We start from the raw sequence: 22,893 nt of genomic DNA, 5'->3' as shown, positions 1-22,893 counted from the left end.
GTGGCTCACTTGGTGGCAGGTATTGTATTTTCTATCCGTCTGCCCTCTAACGGGGGCAAGCCGCCATAATTGCACAGCTAGAAAGGGTCCCCATGGAAGATTTTTCCGCTTATACGCTCATGCTGGATGTGGGCTGGATTTCTTTGCTCATGGTCATCGGCAATGTCCTGCGTCACCAGGTGAAGTTTATCTTCCAGGACCTGCTGCTGCCTGCCCCGATTACCGCCGGCCTCATCGGCCTGCTGGTAGGCCCAAACGTGCTGGGCTGGATCAACTTCTCCGATAATTTGGGTGACTACACCTCCATCCTCATCGCGGTGGTCTTTGCGTCTATGGCCTACTCCATGGAAGTGGGCGGCAACATGGGCAAGGGCGCGCGCAATATGTGGGGCTATTCCACCATGATGTTTACCGGCCAGTGGGGCCTGTTCATCGTGTTGGGCCTTTTCCTCTTTGCGCCGCTTTTCGATACCCCGAATTGGTTCGGCATGATGCTGCCCGTCGGCTTCACCGGCGGCTTCGGTACCGCCGCGGCCGTGGGTGGTGCGCTCGAGGGCGTGGGCGCCGATGCCGCCTCCTCGCTGGGCTTTACCTCCGCGACCGTCGGCACGCTGGCCGCAATCATCGGCGGCGTGATCGCCGGCAACTGGGGCATCCGCAAGGGCAAGGTCTCCCACGTGCCCAAGGAACTACCAGAAGAGCTGCGCCGCGGCTACATCAAAAACATCGATGAGCGCCCGTCGCTCGGCCGCGCTACCACCAACCCCTCCTCCATTGAGCCGCTCGCGTTGCACTTCGGCTTCATCATCCTGACCGTGATGACCGCCTACGGCATCAACCAGGGTTTGAGCAGCATCTGGGAGAATGTCTCCGTGCCGCTTTTTGCCATGTCCATGGTGGTGGGCCTAATCTTCCGCGCACTTATGAACTTCGTCGGCGCTGAGGACTACCTGGATAAGGACTCCATTTCCTCCATCTCCGGCGCGGCCACGGACTACCTCATTGCCTTCGGTGTGGCCGCCATCGTCCCGGCCGCCATTGCCTCCTACTGGCAGGCACTCCTCCTGCTCTTCGTCCTGGGCACCATCTTCTGCGTATTCTTCTTGCTGTGGTTCCCGGCCGAGTTCTTTGGTGAGCGCTGGATTGAGCGCGGCATCTTTGGCTGGGGCTGGGCCACCGCCACCGTGGCGACCGGCATCGCCATCCTCAAGATTGTGGATCCCAAGCTCAAGTCCGGCACGCTGTCCGAATACGGCATGGCCTATATCGGTTTCGGCCCGTTCGAAATCTCGTGGACCATCATCGCGCCCATGGCCGTCATGTACGGATTTACCGGCGCCTTCGGCGCCATTTCCTTGGCGATTTCCATCGGCGTCTACATTGCCTTCAAGTCCATGCGCCTTATGCCACCGCGCGGCACTATCTTCCAAGAGGGCATCGGCCATGTAGGACAGAAGCAGGCATAGCCGCGCTTGCCGACGCCCCCTCGGTCAACCTTAAAAAACTATGAGATTGGCCGCACTAAAGTTAAGAAAATAATTCGCCGGTGGGGCGTGATGAGAATACTCGCGGCCGTGACCTTGGCCTATCGGTCGCACTACCACCGTTAACATCGGTGAGAAATGGCTTTCTCGAAAAGAGCATTCGATTGGGACTATCCCTGTACCTTAAATTTTGTTAGAATCAGCGGGTATCAATCTCTGTCTTGATGAGGAACTAAATGTACCAGTTGGATGGGGCTTCCAGGCGGGTGATCATCCTGGAAGCCGCTGTTTATGTAGCGGCCTGCGAAGGCGAGCGGGCCGTTGCCGTGGAATCTGTGGCGGACCAGGCTGGTCTCTCGCCACAGGCGGTGGCTGAGGAATTCGCCACCGGTGCCGACATGCTCGCGGAAATCCCCGCCTTCTTGGATCGTCGCATGTCTGAATACATGGTGGAAGCGGCGCGCCACCTGCCGGAGGATAATTCCGGCGGCGATGTTCTCATGCAGCTGGCAGAGGCCTATTTTGCCTACGCGCAAGACGAACCCGCCATCTACCACTATCTTTTTGAGCAATACGATGCCCTCGATGAGGAGCACGTTTGCCAATTCGCCAAGGGGGAAAAGTCGGGGACTCCGGGTGCGGACATGGCGCTGGACGTCGTCAAGCGCTTTGCCGAAGAGCAAGGTGCCGTCGTGGCCCACGACGGAGACATCTCTCCCCTGCAAATCGGCCGCATTACCTTGGCGTGTTGGTCGGTCATCCATGGCATGGGCCACTTGAGCGTGGTAGGTATCCTGCGCCTGCAACATGCCGTTATTCGCGCGGCCAACCTCAAGCAGGTCGATCGGCTCGTAGTCGATGCCCTGCAATATTGGTTTAAGAATAAGCAGATCCCACAGCGTCGCCCCATCATGAACGATGCCCGTGCCATCGTAGAAGGGGTCATGGGCAGCGAGCGCGAAAAGCCTTTCGTAGCTCCGGAAAACCTCGAGCAGATGGATCCGGAGGAGGCCAAGCGGGTCGTCATCGAGGCTTCCTTGCGCGTCGCCGGCCGCCGCGGTGTTGACCGCCGCTTCTTTGATCACGTGGCCGACAGGCTCGGAACTTCCAAGGATTTCCTGGCCACCATCGTGGACAATGACTTCGCGTTGCGCGAGGCGGCCGAAACCCTTACGACCATGGAGATGGCTCAGGTCTTCGAGGATTGTCTCGCCGCGCTTCCGGAGGACACCCCCACTGTAGACCAACTGCAGATTGTTGCGGCTGCCTATTTTAATTACGCGATGATGTACCCAGAGCGTTTCAGCTCCATTATCGCGCTGGCCAGCGGTTCCATCGTTCCGCACAATGGTGATGGCAGCTCGCACGAGGGCATGACTAAAAACTTCGCCATCATGATGGACCTGTTGCGCAAGTTCGTCATCGAAATGGGCATTACCCCCACCGACCAGCTGGTCTATATCAGCACGCTGGCCGTGTGGGCCGGTGCCAACGGCATTGCACACCTGTGCAGCATTGGCGATTTCAAGAGCTTCAATGAAGATCTCAAGTGGGCGCTTTTTGTCCAGGTAGTGACCGTGTCCTTCTTCGCCATCGCCCATAGTCTGCAGATTCTGGGGCACGAAGATGAGGAGTCCAAGCAGGTTTAAGAACCCTGTGCAAAGTTGAGCGGCCTACGCTCAAAAATGTTTAGGTTGAGTGGAATAGGCTCAACTCTGGGTGCGTTGTGCTAAGTGAAGCCCTACAGTGGGTGAATAAATCTTAGAAGGAGCAACGCACACATGAACTCATTTAACCCCACCACTAAAACTCAAGAGGCCTTGCAGGACGCCCTGCAAACCGCCTCCTCTAATGGCAACCCGGATATCCGCCCGGCCCATCTGCTGGCGGCCATTCTTAGCCAAGAAGGTGGCATTGCCGCCCCAGTTCTTAAGGCCACCGGCGTAGACCCGGATACCGTGCTCAAGGAAGCCCGCGAGCTCGTTGATTCTTATCCCAAGGCCGAGGGTGCCAATATGGCCAACCCGCAATTTAACCGCGATGGCCTCAACGTCCTGACTAAATCGCAGGAGTTGGCCGGGGAGCTGGGCGATGAATTCGTCTCCACCGAGGTCCTCCTCGCCGCGATTGCCGGCTCTAAGACCGACGCCGCCGAGCTACTTACCGGCCGTGGTGCTACTTATGACGCCATCAAGGGTGCCTTCCCCTCCGTGCGCGGCGCTGCCAAGGTGACCTCCGAGAACCCAGAGGACCAGTTCCAGGCCCTAGAAAAGTACGCCACGGACCTCACCGCGCGCGCCCGCGAGGGCAAGATCGACCCGGTCATCGGCCGTGATCAAGAAATCCGCCGCGTGGTCCAGGTGCTTAGCCGCCGCACGAAGAATAACCCAGTGCTCATTGGCGAACCCGGCGTGGGCAAAACCGCCATCGTGGAGGGCCTGGCCCGCCGCATCGTGGCTGGCGACGTCCCCGAGTCCCTCAAGGGAAAGACCCTCATCAGCCTGGATTTGGGCTCCATGGTCGCCGGCGCGAAGTACCGCGGCGAATTCGAGGAACGCCTCAAGGCCGTGCTCGATGAGATTAAGTCCTCCGAGGGCGAGATCATCACCTTCATCGATGAGCTGCACACCATCGTCGGCGCCGGCGCAACTGGCGACGGCTCCATGGACGCCGGCAACATGATTAAGCCCATGCTGGCCCGCGGCGAGCTGCGCTTGGTTGGCGCTACCACCTTGGACGAGTACCGCAAGTACATCGAAAAGGACGCCGCCCTCGAGCGCCGCTTCCAGCAGGTCTACGCTGCCGAGCCTTCCGTGGAAGACACCATTGGCATCCTGCGTGGCCTGAAGGAGCGCTACGAGGTCCACCACGGCGTGCGCATCATGGACTCCGCGCTGGTCTCGGCCGCCGAGCTATCCAACCGCTACATCACCAACCGCTTCCTGCCGGATAAGGCCATCGACCTCGTCGATGAAGCAGGCTCCCGCCTGCGCATGGAGATCGACTCCTCGCCGCAGGAGATCGACGAACTCGAGCGCATCGTTCGCCGCATGGAGATCGAAGAGCTGGCGTTGAAGAAGGAATCTGACGCGGCCTCCCAGGATCGCCTGGCCACCCTGCAAGGCGAGCTCGCGGACCAGCGCGAGAAGCTTGGCGAGCTCAAGGCCCGCTGGGCCAACGAGAAGAAGGCCATCGACGATGTCCAAAACATCAAGGAAGAACTCGATGACCTGCGCCGCCAAGCCGAAATTGCCGAGCGTGACGGCGACCTCGCACTGGCCTCTGAGATCAACTACGGCAAGATTCCACCGCTGGAAAAGGATCTCGCGGCCGCGGAGGTCAAGGCCGCCGAGCAGCGCAATACGATGCTCGATGAGGAGGTAAGCCCGGACACCATCGCGGAGGTCGTTTCCGCCTGGACCGGCATCCCGGCCGGCAAGATGTTGCAGGGCGAGACCGAGAAGCTGCTGAACATGGAATCCGTGCTGGGCAACCGCGTGGTCGGCCAGAAGGAAGCTGTCACCGCGGTTTCGGACGCCGTGCGCCGCTCCCGTGCGGGCGTGGCCGACCCCAACCGCCCGACTGGTTCCTTCCTCTTCCTCGGCCCCACCGGTGTGGGCAAGACCGAGCTCGCGAAGGCATTGGCAGACTTCCTCTTCGACGATGAATCCGCCATGGTGCGCATCGATATGTCCGAGTACGGCGAGAAGCACTCCGTTTCCCGCCTCGTCGGTGCCCCTCCGGGATACGTCGGCCACGAGGCCGGCGGCCAGCTCACCGAGGCCGTGCGCCGCCGCCCTTACACGCTCGTGCTTTTCGACGAGGTAGAAAAGGCCCACCCCGACGTCTTCGATGTCCTCCTGCAGGTCTTGGATGAAGGCCGGCTTACCGACGGCCAAGGACGCACCGTCGATTTCCGCAATACCGTCATCATCCTGACCTCCAACCTGGGCGCCGGCGGCACCCGCGAAGAGACCATGGATGCGGTGAAGAAGGCCTTCAAGCCCGAATTCATCAACCGCCTCGATGATGTGGTTATGTTCGAGCCCCTGTCGGAGGATCTCCTGCGCGGCATCGTCGACATCCAACTGCGCGGCCTGTCTGAGCGCCTCGACGCCCGCCGCCTGACCCTGCAGGTCTCGGATTCCGCCAAGTCCTGGCTGGCCGAGCGCGGCTACGACCCGGCCTATGGCGCCCGCCCGTTGCGCCGCACCATCCAGCAGGCCATTGGTGACAAGCTCGCCAAGAAGCTACTGGCCGGCGATATTGTCGACGGCGACACCGTCCATGTGGACGTCGCCGATGGCGGCGCCGAGCTAGACATCGCCGCCCGCTAGTTGGCCGCGCAGCGCCCGCCGCGCCAAATCCTGCTCATGCCCCTAGACTCGGGGGCATGAGCATTTTGGTCTCCCCGCAAGAACTCCGCGAATCCATTTATCACGGCGAGCGTTTCACCCTCTTGGCCACCCACTGGCAGCCCCAGCTGCGCCAGAGCTACAACGAATTTACCTCCCTGCACATCCCGACGGCGTTGTTTAGCGATACCGCCAATTCCTTCGCCGGCCTGCCCGGCTCCCAGGTAGGCCGCAACCCGCTGCCGGATCCGGATAAGCTGCAGGAACACTTCCGCCAGTGGGGAATCCGCGAGGACCGCCCCGTCGTGGTCTATGACGAAGGCCGTGGCCTCTTCGCCGGCCGCGCCTGGTGGACCTTGCGCTGGGCTGGCTTGGACAACGTCCGCATCCTCGACGGCGGCTTGGCCAATTGGCGCCACCTGGGCTATACCACGCTGACCGGCCCTGGCAACTTCGCCGTCGGTGCCACCGCCGAGGTCAACCCAGGCCAGATGCCCGTGGCTACCATCGATGACGTGCGCAATCACGATGGCCTGCTCATCGATACCCGCACCCGCAACCGCTTCGCCGGCCGCCGCGAGAACCTCGACCTCAAGGCCGGCCACATCCCTGGCGCCGTCAATGTGCCGGAGCGCCTGTTCCACAACGATGGCCTGCGCACCTGGAAGTCTGCGGGCGAAATCCGCGAAGTGCTTTTCGACGCCGGCCTCACCCCCGACAACGTCCAAGGCGCCATCATCTACTCCGGTTCCGGCAACCACTCCGCCCTCGCCCTCGCCGCCATGGAAGACGCCGGCTTCACCGGCCTGCGCCACTATGTCGGCGGCTGGTCCCAGTGGTCCGCCAACCCCCACAACCCGGTGGAGCGCGGCGACCGCCTCACCGTCAACGGCTAACTGCCCCAGCCCGCCCCCTCGCCTTCGCCCTCAGCCTCGCGCGTCCGCGCGCCGAGCGCTGGGGGCTTGCTCGTTCCTACTACTATCGTGGGGTGATGGCTTTTCTAATCCTTGCTCTCGCGGTTCTTCTCGGCATTGCTGGCGGTGCCCTGCTGCTTTACGACGGCAAACAGCGCACCTCCACCCCTACACCCGCCACCGACGCGGACCCCAGCACCGCGGCTCCCACCCCCGCGGATCCCACTCCCGCGGACACCGAGCGCGCGGACGCCGAGCGCGCGGACGCCGCCCCCGCAGATCCCACTCCGACGGACTCCGCATCCACCGACGCCGCGCCCGAAAGCGTCGCCGCGGCCGAGCCTGCCGATTCGGCCACCCCAGCCACCGAAGCAGCTGCGCCAGCTCCCGCGCCGGAACCCGCTCCCGAGCCCGCGACCGAGACCCCGGCCCAGCAAGAACCTGAGCCAACCGACGAACCCGAGCCGGCCCCCGAGCACGAACCGACCCCCGAACCGGAGCACCGGCCGAGCCACGAGTCCGCGAGCGAGCACCCCGTGCTTTCCAAGCCACACGCACGCCACCGGCCGATCCTGCCAGGAACCATGCGCCGCGAGCGCCGCAATTGGGCGGAAGCCAAAGGTTTTGAATTCATGAAAGCCGACCCTTACCTCGTAGACGAATGGACTAGGGGAGTGGCCTCCACGGGCGCGGCGCCCAAAGACATTGTCGCCGGCAACGTGTATGGCCACGAGATGCTGTTGATGGATATCGATGGCGTCAACGTCATGGCCATGCGCACCGGAGCGGCTTCCGACATGGTGGTGGACTTCCGCCGCTTCGACCGCGACGACGCTAAGGCTTCCGAGGACCTGCTGTTGGCGATGACCATCGAGGGTTTCGATGTGTATTCCTCGGATAGCGCCGTGACCGAGCGCATGGTGGATGAGCGCGTCCACGTCGCCCTGCAGCAAATGCCCGAAACCGTTACCGCACTGTGGATGGAAACGGAGTGGGTCTTGGCGCAGACCACGAAGCAGGCGCGCTCCGCGGAATGGGACGCGATGCTGCCGCCTCTCGCCCTGCTTGCCGACGCCGCCCGCGTCCTCCCACCGCGTTCCTCGGCCACCCACGTGGTGCGCCTTGAGGAATTGGACCCAGCGCGCGAGATTCCCGCCCAGCCCATCGTCGAGGCCGTCGGCGGCACGCCGGCCGCAGGCGCGCCCGAATTCGAGCGTCCCGTCATCCAGCGCCCGGAAGAGCCGTTGCAGATGCCGTCTCGGGCCTACTCTGAAACCCGCGGCCCAGTTGAGCACAGCGCCCTCGGCGGCGATGAGGTAGACGCCATTGCCGACGGCCGCGAGCGCCCCACCCCCGATTCCCATACCGCCCGCCTGCCGCGCCAGCAGTTCCGCCCCGCCTCCATCTTCGACAGCCCCTCCGCCGACTCCACCACCGACGGCCCCCGCGCGGCCGACCCCAACCCAGTCGACCCCAACCCGGCCAGCGAGTCCGCGGCCGAGGAATCGGACCCGCGCCGGGGAGAGTAGCCTAGAGTCCGATACTGGCGGCCGGTCGCCGCCCACGAACCACGACAAGGAGCAGATGACTGTGGATTCTCACACCACCAACGCCCAGAACGCGCATGCCCAAAACCTGGACGCCGAGAAGAAGGCCCGCCTCGCTGAACTGGTCAAGGAACTGGCCGTCGTCCACGGCAAGGTGACACTGTCTTCGGGCAAAGAAGCTGACTACTACGTGGATCTCCGCCGCGCTACCTTGCACCACGAGGCCTCCCGCCTCATCGGCGCCCTGCTGCGCGAGCTGACCGCAGATTGGGATTTCGCGGCCGTCGGTGGCCTGACTCTCGGCGCCGACCCGGTTGCTACATCGATCATGCATGCCGAGGGCCGCGATATCGACGCCTTCGTCGTGCGCAAGGAAGCCAAGAAGCACGGCATGCAGCGCCGCATCGAGGGCGCCGACGTAGAAGGCAAGAAGGTCCTCGTCGTAGAAGACACCACCACTACCGGTAACTCCCCGCTGACCGCCGTGGCCGCGCTACGCGAGGCCGGCGCCGAGGTCGTGGGCGTGGCGACCGTCGTGGACCGCGAGACCGGTGCCGGCGACGTCATCGCCGCAGAAGGCCTCGAGTACCGCTCCCTGCTGGGCCTGGACGACCTTGACCTCGCCTAAACCAGACAGCGCGGCCGACCAGACCAAGCCGGACGAGGCCAAGGGGCCGACCGAGTGGAACGAGGGCCGCCATGGCGTAGGCCCCTGGGAAGGTCCGCTGCCGCAAGGGCCGGAGGCCGCGAAATACGACCCGGAGCTGCTTGCCGAAGGCGACCGTCGCAACGTCGTCGACGCCTACCGCTACTGGAGCAGGGAAGCGATCAAAGAGGACATCGATAAGCGCCGGCATAGCCTGCACATTGCCATCGAGAACTTCGAAAACGACGCCAATATCGGCACCGTCGTGCGCACCGCCAACGCCTTCGCCGTCGATACCGTGCACATCGTCGGCCGGCGGCGGTGGAATCGCCGCGGGGCAATGGTCACGGATAGGTACCAGCACTTGATGCACCACGAGAGCGTCGAGAAGCTTATTGCGTGGGCGGCCGAGGAAGGGCTTACCGTCGTTGCCATCGACAACACCCCCGGTTGCGTGCCCCTGGAAACGGCCGAGCTACCGGAGCGCAGCCTGCTGCTCTTCGGCCAGGAAGGCCCCGGCGTGACGCAAGCGGCCCAGGATGCCGCGGTGATGACCTGCTCCATCGCCCAATTTGGCTCCACCCGCTCCATTAACGCGGGTGTTGCGGCCGGCATTGCCATGCACGCCTGGATCCGCCAGCACGCCGATCTGGCCAACTCCTGGTAGGAAGATCGTTACACTAGCTATATCTACCCGTGCGACTGGAGTGATTGAGGAACCGTGGAAGAAAAGTGGGCCCACCGCGCCGAACTCGCAGAGGCCGCCATCAACGAGCGCCACGCGCACTCCGTATGGGGCCTGCCGCGCACCAATCTTGCCGTGGTCAGCTGGCCGCCCACCACGAAGGAAAAGCTCTTTGTCCACTGGCACTACTGGTGGCAGGCCCACTACCTGGACTGCCTCGTTGATGCGGCGCTGCGCAATAACACCAAGGTGCGCCGCCACCGCATCTATGACACCTTGCGCGGCATTCGCATCCGCAACCTCGCGCAGCTGACCAAGAATAAGTACTACGACGACAAGGCCTGGCTCGCGTTGGCCTTCGGCCGCGTGGAAGGACTGAAGAAGGCAAAGACGCCGAAGCGGCTGGCGGCCCTGCAGCGCAATATCCACGAAGGCCTCGATGAAACGCTGGGCGTGCTGCCGTGGCGACTGGGCGAGAATTTCATGAACGTGCCCTCCAACGGCCCGGGCGCCATCATGCTCGCGCGCATGGGGCGCATTGAGGAAGCGCGCCACATCGTTGACTGGATTTATGACCACCTGCTTGACGACGACGGCTACATCATGGACGGCGTCCGCATGCGCATGGACGGCCCTGAGGTGGTAAAAAACATCCACCCCTACTGCCAGGGCGTGGTGCTCGGCGCGTGCCTGGAAATCGTGCTGGCGCTGCGGGAAAAGGCTGGCGTGGGCGATTTGGAACAGATCGACAGCGTGTACGAGGCCGAGATGGCTTCCGAGATGATGGATTACATCATCCGCATCCGGGGCTTGGTGCAGACCGTGGCTTCGGGCATGGCTACGCCTTCGGGCGTGGTGGACTGGGAGACCGGCGATGGTGACGGTGGCCTGTTTAAAGGTATTTTGATGCGCTATCTTGCCGACGTCGCCGTGCGCCTGCCCGGCGATTCCCCCGCCAACCGTGCGACGAAGAAGCTGGCCGCGCGCATGGTGGTGGCCTCGGCCGAGTCGGTGTGGGAGCACCGCCTCGAGGTCGACGGCCTGCCGATTTTCGGATCCGACTGGTTGTCTGACGCGCGCCTGCCGCATAACTACGGCTTCGGCCGGCGCACCATGAGTGAGAAGGTCGGCATCATTCGCGTAGATGAGCGCGATTTGTCCGTGCAGCTTTCCGGCTGGATGCTGATGGAGGCCTGCGCCCGCGTGGTGCGATATTTGGCTAAATAACCCACGCTTGTCGGAGTGGATTGGTCCCGGAAATGACTGGGTTGAAAATGTCACATGGTTTTTGCGGCAGAAATTCCGTGAAACGGGCATACTTGGCTGTTGGAACGTGTTTGACCACAAACCCACTTTTTAAGGATGGAAACTCATGCCAATTGCAACCCCTGAGGTCTATAACGAGATGCTGGACACCGCGAAGAAGAACGGCTTCGCGTTCCCAGCAATCAACTGCACCTCATCTGAGACCATTAACGCAGCTCTGAAGGGCTTTGCTGAGGCCGAGTCCGACGGCATCATCCAGTTCTCTACCGGCGGTGCCGCCTTCGGCTCTGGCCTGGCACTGAAGGACAAGGTCAAGGGTGCTCAGGCACTGGCCGCATTCGCTCATGAGGCCGCCAAGCACTACGGCGTGAATATCGCGCTGCACACCGACCACTGCCAGAAGGAAGTACTCGATGAGTTCGTCCGCCCGCTGCTGGCCATCTCCCAGGAGCGCGTCGACCGCGGCGAGAACCCACTGTTCCAGTCCCACATGTGGGACGGCTCCGCTATCCCCATCGACGAGAACCTGGTCATCGCCCAGGAGCTGCTGGAAAAGGCTAAGAACGCGCACGTCATCCTCGAGGCCGAGATCGGCGTCGTCGGCGGCGAAGAGGACGGCGTCCAGGCCAAGGCGGGCGCTAACCTTTACACCTCCCCAGAGGACTTTGAAAAGACCATCGATGCCCTGGGCACCGGCGAGAAGGGCCGCTACCTGCTGGCCGCAACCTTCGGCAACGTTCACGGCGTCTACAAGCCAGGCAATGTGAAGCTGCGCCCAGAGGTCCTGCTCGAGGGCCAGAAGGTGGCACAGAAGAAGCTCGGCCTGGGTGAGGACGAGTACGCCTTCGACTTCGTCTTCCACGGTGGCTCCGGCTCCGAGAAGGAAAAGATCGAAGAGGCGCTGGGCTACGGCGTCATCAAGATGAACGTAGATACCGATACTCAGTACGCCTTCACCAACCCGATCGCTCGCCACATGATGACGAATTACGATGGCGTCTTCAAGATTGACGGCGAGGTTGGCAACAAGAAGGCCTACGACCCACGCTCCTACCTGAAGAAGGCAGAGCAGAGCATGTCCGAGCGCGTCATCGAGTCCTGCCAGGACCTGCACTCCGTGGGCAAGTCCATCTCCAAGTAATTGCCCTTAGCTGCTCCACACTGCTTTGAGTTGAGGCAGCCTCGTATATAGGCATGCCGAATGAGCCGCTTCCCCGCGTGGGAGGCGGCTTTTTCGTACTTCGGCCTGGGCGGTTACGGGCGACTCCGGGCGGGGAGGCGGCGATCGGCCGGCGCAGTTAGGGGTTGTGTGTGGGGCTAGGGCTGGGGTTGTGGTTGGGGTTTGGCGGCCTAGCGGGGCTGGGGACGAAGCGTGGGGTGTTGCTCCACGGTGGTATCCAGGCGACGCGGCCATCGATGCGCACCATGCGGCCGCGTTCCGTGGGCCGAGCGGGGTCATCTTGGTTGACGGCATTGTGGTGCGCGCACAAGGTGACCAGATTTTCTTGGTTGGTGGGCCCGCCGGCGGACCAGGCGATGAGGTGGTGGACTTGGGCGTCGTCGGCAGGCGTATTGCAGCCCGGCCAGGCGCACACGGGATGCTCGGCCGCGGCGAGCATGCGCTGTTTCCACGTGGCCATGCGCTCGGTGCGGTACAGGTTCACCGGACCGTGCTCCGGGTGGACCAGGCTGACATAGCCGCGCTGGGCTAAGGCGCGAGCGACGAGCTGCGCGCCGGTCATGCGGGCGCCGTTGGTGAGCTGGAGGGTGATATCGGCGTCGTCGGCAGGCGCGGCGACGATGCGGTCGAGCTGGTCCAGCGTGAGGATGACGTTGGTATGTACGGCCGGCAACGCGCCGGGATTGCCCTCGAGGAGGACCTGCTTGGCGGCGGCGAGGGGATCGTCCTTGTTGACCGAGGAGAGCACGCCCTTGATATCGGCGATATCGGCGGGATCGGCCGTAATTGAGATGGTGTGGGGACCGTCGGGGCGGCGGGTATAGCGCACGCCGGGCTCGGGGCGACGGGGCGGATTGAGCTGCTTAAGGAGCTTCTTGGCCACAGAAGGGATGAGGCGGGCCTCGGTGCGACACAGTTCTAGGCGCAGGTTCCAGGCGCGGTTGGTATCGCGCACGCGGCGGGTATAGGACTCGATGCTATCGAGTGTGGCGAGGTCGTGAGCGCGGGTTCGGGCGGCGTCGCGCGCGAGGCGCTGCTTGCGGCTATTGGACGTGCGGCTGAAGTAGACGTGTTGCAGGCGGGCGAGCTGGGCAGCCAGAAGGGGGCTGGCTCCGGCCTCGAGAAGCGAGTCTTCGGAGCAGCCCTGAAATTCGGCGACGAGATCGACGCCGCGGCGGCATAGCAAGAGAAATTCGGTGTTCACACGGCCGAAGCTAAAGGGGGCTCGAGGGCCCAACAAGCGGTGCGCGGCCGGGAAGGTCGAAATTGTGGATAGGTGGGGGAAAAGGGGGCGTCGGCAAGAGCTATCCACAAGCCAGCCGACGGCCGAGATGCGCGGGGCCGGCGGCGATGGTAAGGGCGGTCTTCTATGCTGGAAGGCATGTCGGAAGCGAAGGAAAGAGTCTCAACGCGGCAAAAGCTGCGGGTGATTGACCGCTCGGTGGTCTCGCGGGTCAACCGCATCCGCTCGCGGTTTGTCTACATCATCCAGGCGACCATTGGCGCGGCGCTTGCGTACTGGGTGGCCGGCGATGTGGTGGGGCACCCGCAGCCGTTCTTTGCGCCGATTTCTGCGGTCATCATTCTGGGGATGTCCGGTGGGGACAGGATGAAAAAGGCGCTGGAGATGTCGATTGGCGGCATCATTGGCGTGGCCGTGGGCGACCTGCTCTTCCAGATAGTGGGGCAGGGGCCGTTCCAGATTTTCTTCATTGTGGGCGCGGGCCTGGTGGTGGGCTCGTTTTTGACCAAGTCGCCGCTTGTGACCAACCAGATTGTCTTTGGCGCGATTTTGATTGCCACGATTTTCCCACCCACGGAGGGCCCGGGCGGCCTGCACCGCGCGATTGACGCGATGATTGGCTCGGGCATTGGCCTGATAACCATTGCGTTGATTCCCAATTCCCCGTTGGTGGAAGCGAGGCGCGAGGTGTCGAAGGTGCTTAAGGTTGCCTCGAGCATTCTTGCCGACGTCACTTATGGCATCCGCCACCAAGACCCCGGCGTCATCCGCGACGCGCGCGAGGCGGTGCGCGGTACGCAAAACAGCGTCAATACCCTGCTAAGCGCGGCGCAATCGGGTAGGGAGGCCTCGGAGGTTTCACCGCTGTTGTGGGCGTCGCGGCGCAGCATTCGCTCGCTGGAACGCATCTTGTTGCCGGTGGATAACGCGGTCCGCGGCGTGCGCGTGCTCTCCCGCCAGGCGCTGGGCCTGACGGAGGACCGCGATAAGGTTTCGGACGAGCAGGTGGAGTTGCTCGATGAGCTTTCTGAAATCATGCTCGCGATTAGTGAGCTCTACGGCCAGGGCAAGAAGCATGGGCACGACGAGGCGATTGAAATTCCGGACCTTGTGCAGCGCCTGCGCATCGTGGGCGGGCGCGCCGGGCTGGACATCATTGATAGGGAAGGCACGCTGTCGGCCTATATGATTCTGGGTCAGACGCGCTCCATCGTGGTGGACATGCTGATGGTCTGCGGGCTCTCGCGCGAGTCGGCCGTGGCGCACCTGGTGCCGACCTCGCAGCACCCGGCCTACCCGCCGGAGGTGTGGGGGCGCGAGGACTAGCGTCCTCGCGCGGAGGCAAGGACCTCGCGCGGAGTTAAGGGCGGACGATCTGGAGGTCGCGCAGGTGGCGGTAGAACGTCACACGGGTTACCGGGCGCTTGTGGGGGACGGAATCGACGATGACGCGCAGCTGTGGGCCGCCGGCCTGGACGGCGCGGCCGGTGCTGACGGATTCGGGGTCGAGCTGGCCGGGCTTGCGCAGCAGCGAGCGCAGGCGGCCCTGTGACTCGACGGGGGAGGTGGCGCGGGCGGCGAGGATGCCGGGGGCGTCGGTCATCGGGACGAGGCGTGCGCCGAAGGTTTTGGGGGAAGTGGCGGCTAGGGTGTGGTCGTCGATGATGACTTCACCGGTGAAAGAGCCGTTTGTGGCGTCTGAGATGGTGGCGGAGCCGGCGACGGCGAGGCCGGAATCATTGCGGATGAGTGGCGCGGGGCGGACCGGGGCGGTGCGGGCGAAGTCGAGGGCCTCGGCCGGGGAGGTGGGAATTCCCCAGTTCTGCGCGGCCGCGGACGTGGTGGAGGCTGCGGACGAGGGGACAGGGATGAAAGCGACCTCGGCCCAGAGGCGGTCGGAGCGCATGAGGCGGGTGAGTACGGCCGAGAGGGCGGCGTCGGAGCCGGCGACGACGATTCGGGCGGGCTTAGCTAAGTATGGGGCCTGTGGGGCGGGTGCGGGGGCGCCGAGGTGGCGGACGTCGGGTTGCGCGGCGATGTCATCGAGGGAGGGAGTGGGGTCTGTGGGAAGGAGGGGGTTGAGGAAGGCGTCGATAAGCGAGAGCTCTTTGCGGGTAGGGATGGGGGAGAGATCGTGGGCGTCGGCAGGCATGGCCACGCCCGGGGCGCCGCAGCGGAGGAACAAAAAACGCATGCGGACAATGCTACGCGGGCTTTTTGTGCCGGGAAAGTGTAAGGTTGGAGAGTATTTTGGCTTCAATAATGAGGAAGTGACTAAACAATGGCAGCGATCGTCATTGTCGGCGCCCAGTGGGGCGACGAAGGCAAGGGCAAAGCGACCGACATCCTCGGCGGCAAGGTTGACTACGTGGTCAAGCCGAACGGCGGTAATAACGCCGGCCATACCGTCGTGGTAGGCGGCGAAAAATACGAGCTGAAGCTCCTGCCGGCCGGCATTTTGTCTGAGAACGCCACCCCGGTGCTGGGCAATGGCGTAGTGATCAACCTTGAGGCACTCTTTGATGAGATTGATGGCCTTGAGGCCCGCGGCGCGAATGCCTCGCGCCTGAAGATTTCTGCCAATGCGCACCTAGTGGCGCCGTACCACCAGACCCTAGACCGCGTGCAGGAACGCTTCCTGGGCAAGCGCGCGATTGGTACTACCGGCCGCGGCATTGGCCCGACCTACGCCGATAAGGTGGCGCGCATTGGCATCCGCGTGCAGGACATCTTTGATGAATCCATCCTGCGCCAGAAGGTGGAATCCGCGCTGGATATCAAGAACCAGATGCTGGTGAAGATGTACAACCGCAAGGCCATCGAGGCCGACCAGATTGTGGAGTACTTCCTAAGCTACCGCGACCGCCTGCGCCCGATGGTTATCGACGCCGAGCTGGAGCTCAACCAAGCCCTCGAAGCTGGCAAGCACGTGCTCATGGAGGGCGGCCAGGCCACCATGCTCGACGTGGACCACGGCACCTACCCGTTTGTGACCTCGTCTAACCCGACGGCCGGTGGTGCTTCCGTGGGCTCCGGCATTGGTCCAACGCGCATCAAGACCTCGCTGGGCATTATCAAGGCTTATACCACCCGCGTGGGTGCCGGCCCGTTCCCCACCGAGCTCTTTGATAAGTGGGGCGAGTACCTGCAGACCACCGGCGGCGAGATTGGTGTGAACACCGGCCGCAAGCGCCGTTGTGGTTGGTATGACTCCGTTGTTGCGCGCTATGCCACCCGCGTCAACGGCTTTACCGATTACTTCCTGACCAAGCTGGACGTTCTTACCGGCATCGGCGAGATCCCGATCTGCGTGGCTTACGACGTCGACGGCAAGCGCTACGACGAGCTGCCGCTTACCCAGTCCGAATTCCACCACGCCGAACCCATCTTCGAGACCATGCCGGCCTGGGATGAGGACATCACGGAGTGCTCCACTTTTGAGGAGCTGCCGCAGAAGGCGCAGGATTACGTCCTGCGCTTGGAAGAGCTGTCTGGCTGCCGAATCTCCTATATCGGCGTTGGTCCGGGCCGCGACCAGACCATCATTCGTCATGATGTGATGGAAGACCAGTAAGGCCGTAGTCCTCACCGAGGTGGTGTGAGAGCCCCACCCTCTAGCACAGCTGAACTGGCTCTCTGCACGATGTTTTTCTAGCTGCTCCTAGCAGACAACAAAGGTTCCTATCCCCACCTAGCTCTTGGTCCCTCTAAGGGATTTAGCCCTAATTGAGCGAAAGCGCCCGTGTCCCGTCATTGAGTCGGAGCACGGGCGCTGTGGCATTTCAGTGCCCTTTAAGCTGCCCGCAAGACCGTGACATGCCAGCATAGGTCCTTCCCTGTTGAACATAACCAAAAACTCATCTAAAGTTAAGTTCGTTTTAAGTACAGAGAGTTTTTCAGCTTTCGCGGGCCCAATTCCCGCGTATTTCAACACAGGGAGTTACTTCAATGATCATCAAGCTTTTGAGCGGCCTGCTTGCCACCATTATGGGATTCTTCGGCCTAGGCACCCCGGCACAGGAGGCTGCGCCGACACCTGAGCAGGAGCAGGTTGCTGTTGCTGAGCAGGGCAACACCGACGACGTGCAGGCTCTTATCGACGCCGCTCATGCCGAAGCCGGCTACGAGTTCATCAGCGTCCGCTACGAGGGCGACACTGCCAATATTGCCCTGAATCCGGAGACCTACAACCCAGACAAGGACGGCGATACTTTTGAGGCAGTTTCCCAGCTCCTGCAGGAGAAGGGCTACCAGGTCACTGCCGTTCTTTAAGGCCTAATTCATTCCAGGATCCGCACTGCGGCCTCGGTAAAGCATCCGCTTGCCGGCGCTCGTGCGGATTTTTTCTTTGCCCAATTCTCCCGCACTCCCTATTCGAGGGCCCTAAGTGTGATTGTGACTACTCTGTACAGAGTTTTCGCTCACACTTCCCTTCTTGGAGATGGATGGCAATAGGGTTAAGGGTTACTACACCTCCAGGGTATCGAACGTGTGCCCACTCCTATTGAGTGCTCTCCAGTCACTCCTGCAACACCAACTTTCTATGGACGGCCCCGGAGTAACGCGAAGAAATTGCACGCAAATCGAACCCTTGAATTTGCACGAAATTAGACAAAACGCAGCGCATGGGGTTGTTTACACGGCTTTTGTTAACACTAATCTTAGTATTGAATAAGTCATTGGTGTGGTATCCCGACCTTAAGAAAGGCCTAGAGAACATCGAACATATGTATTTAATACTAGGTTGGCCGTGGAAATAAGCGCATCTACCTGTGGGTGTGAAATTAGAAATGCTGCATAACGTGCGGTTTTTAAATCTTCCTGACTGGCGCCTTAGATTTTCCCGTGATATTATCCTGAGAGCACAATAAGAGTTAATCCAGATTTGGGTTCAAAACCCTGATTAACCGCAGTGTGTTCAAGTCTCAATTTCAGGTTCTGTTCAGCGAAAACACTCGCCGTGCAGGAAAACGAATGTAAGTATTTGTACCGCTCGAAGAGGAAAGAATGAGTAAATTAAGAAACATATCCCGAGAGGGGTGGATGGTCTTTACCGCAGTGCTTGCTGCAATTGCGGTAATTGCGGCCATGGTCACCGTTCCGGGAGGCAAGGCGGAGGCTGCTGAGCCTACCGACTTCAAACCCGATTTTGAAATAGGTGGAGCTCCGAATACCACCCAGGCTAAGCAGTGGGGAACGCTCACCTGGGCGGGTCCAAATATTTCAGGCGTTAAAGCTAACCCTGATAATAACGTGGGCTGGGCTTGGTGTATTGACCCGATGAAGCACTACCCAGTCACGACCACCGGTACCTTGTATTCGACCGATAATGCTGAAAAGCTCGATATCGATCCGGAGTACCGAGATGCGGTTATTCGTCTGGGGCTGAAGTGGCAAGAGGCTATCAAAAATGAAGAGAAAGCTAAGGCTGCTACATATGTGATTTATATGGCGGCCATCGTTGGTAGGGATCCTATCGATAGAACTACGGCTGCCTATACCATTAACGGTGAACAGCCTGCCTATAATAATCCAGATGGAAAGCGCAACTTTCCTCAATTCGAAGGCTCGTTGGAGGAGTTTACGGAGATTACCGGCTTTGAGCTGGTTAGCGCCGAAAACCCAGGAACGAACGCAACTGGTGCAGGTCCACACTTCAAGAAGGTTGCTGAAGTTCCAAAGCAGCCTGATGAGTACTTTATTACCGTGGTGATTCCGGCTAAGGGGGCTGCTAAGGGCGCGCAACGTGTTATTCCGCCTAATCAGCCTGGTCTGCCGGATACTCCGGACAATGGAGGTGGCTCTGAAGGGCCGACTACTTCTCCGGAGAATCCAGATACTGAGGAGAATACGACCGAAGAGACCACCTCTGAGAATCCGGAAGGTGAGACTTCTTCTAGCGAGACGACTACCGATTCTGAGCCAACTGACTCTGAGGAAACCACCACGGAGGACACCGAAGAGACGGTCCCGAGCGAGAGCACTCCTGTAGTTCCTAATCCTGATCCGACTCCGACTACGGAGGAGCAGGAGAAGGACCTTAAGCCGGAGATTAAGACTGAAGCTTCCTTTGATGGCGACAAGCAGCAGGTTGTTGCTGGCGCCACTGTTAAGGACAAGGTTCACTACGAGGATCTTGTACCGGGTAAGAAGTACACCCTGAAGGCTCAGCTGCGTAACAAGGCTGCTGACGCAAACGGCGACCACGCAATTCTTGGCACCGGTTCTAAGGACTTTGAAGCTACGGGTGAGACTGGCGACGTTGAGGTAATGATTGACGTCGATAAGCAGCTGGAGAAGCCAGTTGCTGCTGCCGTTGCTTATGAGAAGCTGTACTCCCACGAGGTGGACGAGAACGGCAAGGATGCCCCGAACGATTCTGAGGACGGAAACCTCATCAAGACCCACGAGGACATTGATGATGAGGCGCAGACCGTCAATACCAAGTGGAACCCTGAGATCCACACGCAGGCCAAGATCAAGGATGGCAACCGTGTAGAGAAGGGCGCCACGGTTATTGACACTGTGACGTATAAGGACCTTGTTCCGGGTAAGAAGTACACCCTGAAGGCAAAGCTGATCTCCAAGGCAGATGGCAAGACCGAACTGGGTGAAGGCTCTGCGGAACTGACTCCGAAGGAGTCCGCCGGTGAACAGCAGGTTGAGATCACCGTCAACGAGAAGGCAGATCCTGCTGTTGACGCTGCGGTTGCCTTCGAGAAGCTTGTATCTACCGAGGTAGACAAGGAGGGCAACGAGACCTCTGGCTCCACCGATGAGAACGAGATTGCTACTCACGAAGACATCAACGATGAGAAGCAGACCGTTAACACCAAGTGGAACCCGTCTATCAAGACCAACGCTGACTTTGACAAGGCTACCCAGGTAAAGGCTGGCGTCACCGTCAAGGACACCGTTACCTACACCGACTTGGTTCCGGGTAAGGAATACACCCTGAAGGCTGAGCTGCGTAACAAGGCTGAGAATGACAAGGGTGAGCACGAGGTCGTCGGCAAGGGCGATGTAACCTTCACTCCGAAGAAGTCTGCTGGTGAGCAGGTTGTTGACATCAAGGTCAACGACGATGTTGAGGGCGTCATCAAGGCTGCCGTCGCATTCGAGGACCTCTACTCCAAGCAGGTTGATGAGAACGGTAAGGAAACTCCGAACTCTGATGAAGAGAAGAAGATTACCGATCACCGTGACATCGACGATGAGAAGCAGACCGTAACCTCCAAGATGGAGCCAACCATCGGCACCAAGGCTGAGAAGGCTAAGGGCGATGAGATCAAGGCTGGCACCGTCATTACCGATACTGTCGAGTACAACGACCTGGTTGCTGGCAAGGAATACACTCTGAATGCAGAGCTGCGTTCCAAGGTCAAGGACGAGACCACTGGTGATTACCCGGTAATCGGCCACGGTAAGAAGACCTTCGTACCTTCTGCTTCTAAGGGCGAGGTAAAGGTTGAGATCACCGTTGATGAGGGTGTTACCGAGGCTGTTGACGAGGCAGTTGCTTTCGAGTACCTGACCTCCACTGCTGTTAACAAGGACGGCGAGGATTCCACCACTGGTGAGAAGAATGACATCGCCGAGCACACCAATATCGAGGACAAGGAGCAGACTGTAAAGTCTGACAAGCCTTCCGAGACCACCACTCCGTCTACGACTACGACTGACGTCGTGCCGGGTAAGCCCGATGACGGTGGCGAGGGTGAAACCTCTACGCCTTCTTCCTCTGAGGACTCTTCTACCCCGAAGACTAGCGAGACCTGCGAGTCTGAGGAGCCGGGTGACTCTGAGAGTGAGCAGCCTTCCGAGTCTGAGGAACCGTCTGAGTCTGAGTCCAGCGAGCCTTCTGAGTCCGAGTCTGTAGAGACCACGTCTTCTGAGGCTTCCGAGACCTCTGAGTCTGACGAGCCTTCGGATTGCGGTTCGACCACTCCGGAGAAGCCGGGCGAGCCTTCTGAGTCGACTGAGCCTAACGAGCCGGGTACCCCTGGTGGCGACGACGAGAAGGACACTCCGAAGATCTCCACCAACGCTGACTTTGAGAATGGTTCCAACGAGGTAATCGCTGGCGCTAAGGTCAACGACACCGTTGAGTTCCACAACCTGGTTCCGGGTAAGGAATACACCCTGAACGCTGAGCTCATCTCCAAGGTGGATGGCAAGTCCGTCTTGGGCTCTGGTGAAAAGACTTTCACTCCGGAGACTGCTGACGGCGAGGTAGTTGTTGAGATCACCGTTAATGATGATGTGAAGGAGCCTGTCCAGGCTGCGGTTGCCTTCGAGGAGCTCACTTCCACTGAGGTCAACGACAAGGGTGAGGACACTCCGGATACCACTCCAGAGAAGCCGAACCACATCGCTGATCACAAGGAGATCAACGACGATGACCAGACCGTAACCTCCAAGCCGCGCATTTCCACCAATGCGGACTTTGCAGACGGCTCCAAGGAAGTTGTTGCTGGTGCTACGGTCATCGACACCGTCGATTACTTCAACCTGATTCCGGGTAAGGAATACAAGCTCAATGCTGAGCTGATTTCCAAGAAGGACGGCGAGACCGTTCTGGGCAAGGGCGAGGCTACTGTTAAGCCTGAGTCCGCTAATGGTCAGGCCAAGGTTGAGATCACTGTTTCTGACGACGTGAAGGAGCCGGTTGAGGCTGCGGTTGCGTTTGAGGAACTGTCCTCTACCGACGTCAATGACAAGGGTGAGGACACTCCGGATACCACCTCGGAGAACCCGAATGACATCGCTGAGCACAAGGACATCAACGACGAGAACCAGACCGTAACCTCCCACAAGAACGCGATTGTTTCTACCAACGCGGACTTCGAGGGCGATCTGCGTGAGGTTGTTGCTGGTGCCGAGATTGTGGACCAGGTTTCCTACGAGGGTCTGGTTCCGGGGAAGGAATACTCCCTGGATGCCCAGCTGATTTCCAAGGATGACGGCAAGACCGTTCTGGGTGAGACTAAGGGTCATACCTTCAAGCCGGAAGCGGCTGACGGTACTGAGGCTGTCACCATCACCGTGAGCGATAAGGTTACTGAGCCGGTTGAGGCTGCGGTTGCCTTCGAGACTCTGACTTCCAAGGTTGTCAATGACAAGGGTGAGGACACCCCTGACAATGACAAGCCGAACGACATCGGTGAGCACAAGGACATCGAAGACGAGGATCAGACCGTAACCTCCGAGGATGAGCCGGAGACCTCTACTCCGGAGACCACCACCACTCCGAAGGACGACGTTCCGGGTACGCCTGATGATGGCGACAAGACTTGTGAGTCTGAGGAGCCGGGTGACTCTGAGAGCGAGCAGCCTTCCGAGTCTGAGGAACCGTCTGAGTCTGAGTCCAGTGAGCCTTCTGAGTCTGAGTCTGTAGAGACCGAGTCTTCTGAGGCTTCCGAGACTTCTGAGTCTGATGAGCCTTCGGATTGTGGTTCGACCACTCCGGATAAGCCGACCGAGCCTTCTGAGTCGACTGAGCCTAATGAGCCGGGTACGCCGGGCACCCCTGGTGGTAACGACGAGAAGGACACCCCGAAGGTTTCCACCAAC

Annotated in this window: 15 protein-coding genes; 13 read left to right on the top strand and 2 right to left on the bottom strand. The window is 60.7% G+C overall.

Annotated features, from left to right (window positions below; all coding sequences use genetic code 11):
• Positions 1–92: 92 nt before the first annotated feature.
• The 9 genes from CORTU0001_RS09340 (at position 93) to fbaA (ending at position 12,038) form a co-directional block, all read left to right on the top strand.
• Positions 93–1,466, top strand: coding sequence for a sodium/glutamate symporter (locus CORTU0001_RS09340; RefSeq protein ID WP_005329337.1), 1,374 nt, complete (start codon positions 93–95; stop codon positions 1,464–1,466).
• A gap of 254 nt (positions 1,467–1,720) precedes the next feature.
• Entirely contained in the window at positions 1,721–3,133 is a 1,413-nt protein-coding gene (locus CORTU0001_RS09335) for a TetR/AcrR family transcriptional regulator (RefSeq protein ID WP_005329336.1), read from the top strand.
• A gap of 132 nt (positions 3,134–3,265) precedes the next feature.
• Positions 3,266–5,821: an ATP-dependent chaperone ClpB gene (gene clpB, locus CORTU0001_RS09330; protein ID WP_005329335.1), complete on the top strand. Its 2,556-nt coding sequence runs from the start codon at positions 3,266–3,268 to the stop codon at positions 5,819–5,821.
• A 56-nt stretch (positions 5,822–5,877) separates the two neighbouring features.
• Positions 5,878–6,735, top strand: a complete 858-nt coding sequence (locus tag CORTU0001_RS09325) for a sulfurtransferase (RefSeq protein ID WP_005329334.1) — start codon at positions 5,878–5,880, stop codon at positions 6,733–6,735.
• A gap of 95 nt (positions 6,736–6,830) precedes the next feature.
• On the top strand, positions 6,831–8,282 hold the full coding sequence (locus CORTU0001_RS12020) for a type III secretion system chaperone family protein (RefSeq protein ID WP_279625307.1): 1,452 nt from the start codon (positions 6,831–6,833) through the stop codon (positions 8,280–8,282).
• A 55-nt stretch (positions 8,283–8,337) separates the two neighbouring features.
• Positions 8,338–8,928 carry an orotate phosphoribosyltransferase gene (gene pyrE / locus CORTU0001_RS09315; protein WP_050776604.1) on the top strand — a complete coding sequence of 197 codons (591 nt, stop codon included), beginning with the start codon at positions 8,338–8,340 and terminating at the stop codon, positions 8,926–8,928.
• The gene (locus CORTU0001_RS09310; protein WP_005329328.1) at positions 8,915–9,613 is read left to right on the top strand and encodes a TrmH family RNA methyltransferase; all 699 of its coding nucleotides are present in this window, start codon (positions 8,915–8,917) and stop codon (positions 9,611–9,613) included. The genes pyrE and CORTU0001_RS09310 overlap by 14 nt, the downstream gene beginning before the upstream one ends.
• 54 nt (positions 9,614–9,667) lie before the next feature.
• The gene (locus tag CORTU0001_RS09305; RefSeq protein WP_005329327.1) at positions 9,668–10,858 is read left to right on the top strand and encodes a glycoside hydrolase family 76 protein; all 1,191 of its coding nucleotides are present in this window, start codon (positions 9,668–9,670) and stop codon (positions 10,856–10,858) included.
• Between the two features lie 145 nt (positions 10,859–11,003).
• Positions 11,004–12,038, top strand: a complete 1,035-nt coding sequence (gene fbaA, locus CORTU0001_RS09300; protein WP_005329326.1) for a class II fructose-bisphosphate aldolase — start codon at positions 11,004–11,006, stop codon at positions 12,036–12,038.
• A gap of 157 nt (positions 12,039–12,195) precedes the next feature.
• Here fbaA and CORTU0001_RS09295 read toward each other — a convergent pair whose 3' ends face one another.
• Positions 12,196–13,281: an HNH endonuclease signature motif containing protein gene (locus CORTU0001_RS09295; protein WP_005329319.1), complete on the bottom strand. Its 1,086-nt coding sequence runs from the start codon at positions 13,279–13,281 to the stop codon at positions 12,196–12,198.
• A gap of 165 nt (positions 13,282–13,446) precedes the next feature.
• Between CORTU0001_RS09295 and CORTU0001_RS09290 the strand changes: the two genes are divergently transcribed.
• Positions 13,447–14,646 (top strand): FUSC family protein, encoded by a 1,200-nt coding sequence (locus tag CORTU0001_RS09290; protein WP_005329316.1) that lies wholly within the window; start codon positions 13,447–13,449, stop codon positions 14,644–14,646.
• 34 nt (positions 14,647–14,680) lie between these two features.
• Here CORTU0001_RS09290 and CORTU0001_RS09285 read toward each other — a convergent pair whose 3' ends face one another.
• Positions 14,681–15,514 (bottom strand): hypothetical protein, encoded by an 834-nt coding sequence (locus tag CORTU0001_RS09285; protein WP_034668645.1) that lies wholly within the window; start codon positions 15,512–15,514, stop codon positions 14,681–14,683.
• Between the two features lie 87 nt (positions 15,515–15,601).
• Between CORTU0001_RS09285 and CORTU0001_RS09280 the strand changes: the two genes are divergently transcribed.
• From CORTU0001_RS09280 to CORTU0001_RS11745, 3 genes are all read left to right on the top strand, one after another.
• Positions 15,602–16,894 carry an adenylosuccinate synthase gene (locus CORTU0001_RS09280; protein WP_005325555.1) on the top strand — a complete coding sequence of 431 codons (1,293 nt, stop codon included), beginning with the start codon at positions 15,602–15,604 and terminating at the stop codon, positions 16,892–16,894.
• A gap of 374 nt (positions 16,895–17,268) precedes the next feature.
• The gene (locus CORTU0001_RS09275) at positions 17,269–17,592 is read left to right on the top strand and encodes a hypothetical protein (protein WP_005329313.1); all 324 of its coding nucleotides are present in this window, start codon (positions 17,269–17,271) and stop codon (positions 17,590–17,592) included.
• A gap of 771 nt (positions 17,593–18,363) precedes the next feature.
• On the top strand, positions 18,364–22,893 hold a 4,530-nt coding region (locus CORTU0001_RS11745), incomplete at its 3' end, for a VaFE repeat-containing surface-anchored protein (RefSeq protein ID WP_005329310.1).

The sequence above is a fragment of the Corynebacterium tuberculostearicum SK141 genome (assembly GCF_000175635.1).
Taxonomy (GTDB): Bacteria; Actinomycetota; Actinomycetes; order Mycobacteriales; family Mycobacteriaceae; genus Corynebacterium; species Corynebacterium tuberculostearicum_C.
Note: the sequence above shows the minus strand (reverse complement) of the source record. Positions and strands in the feature narration are given on the sequence as shown.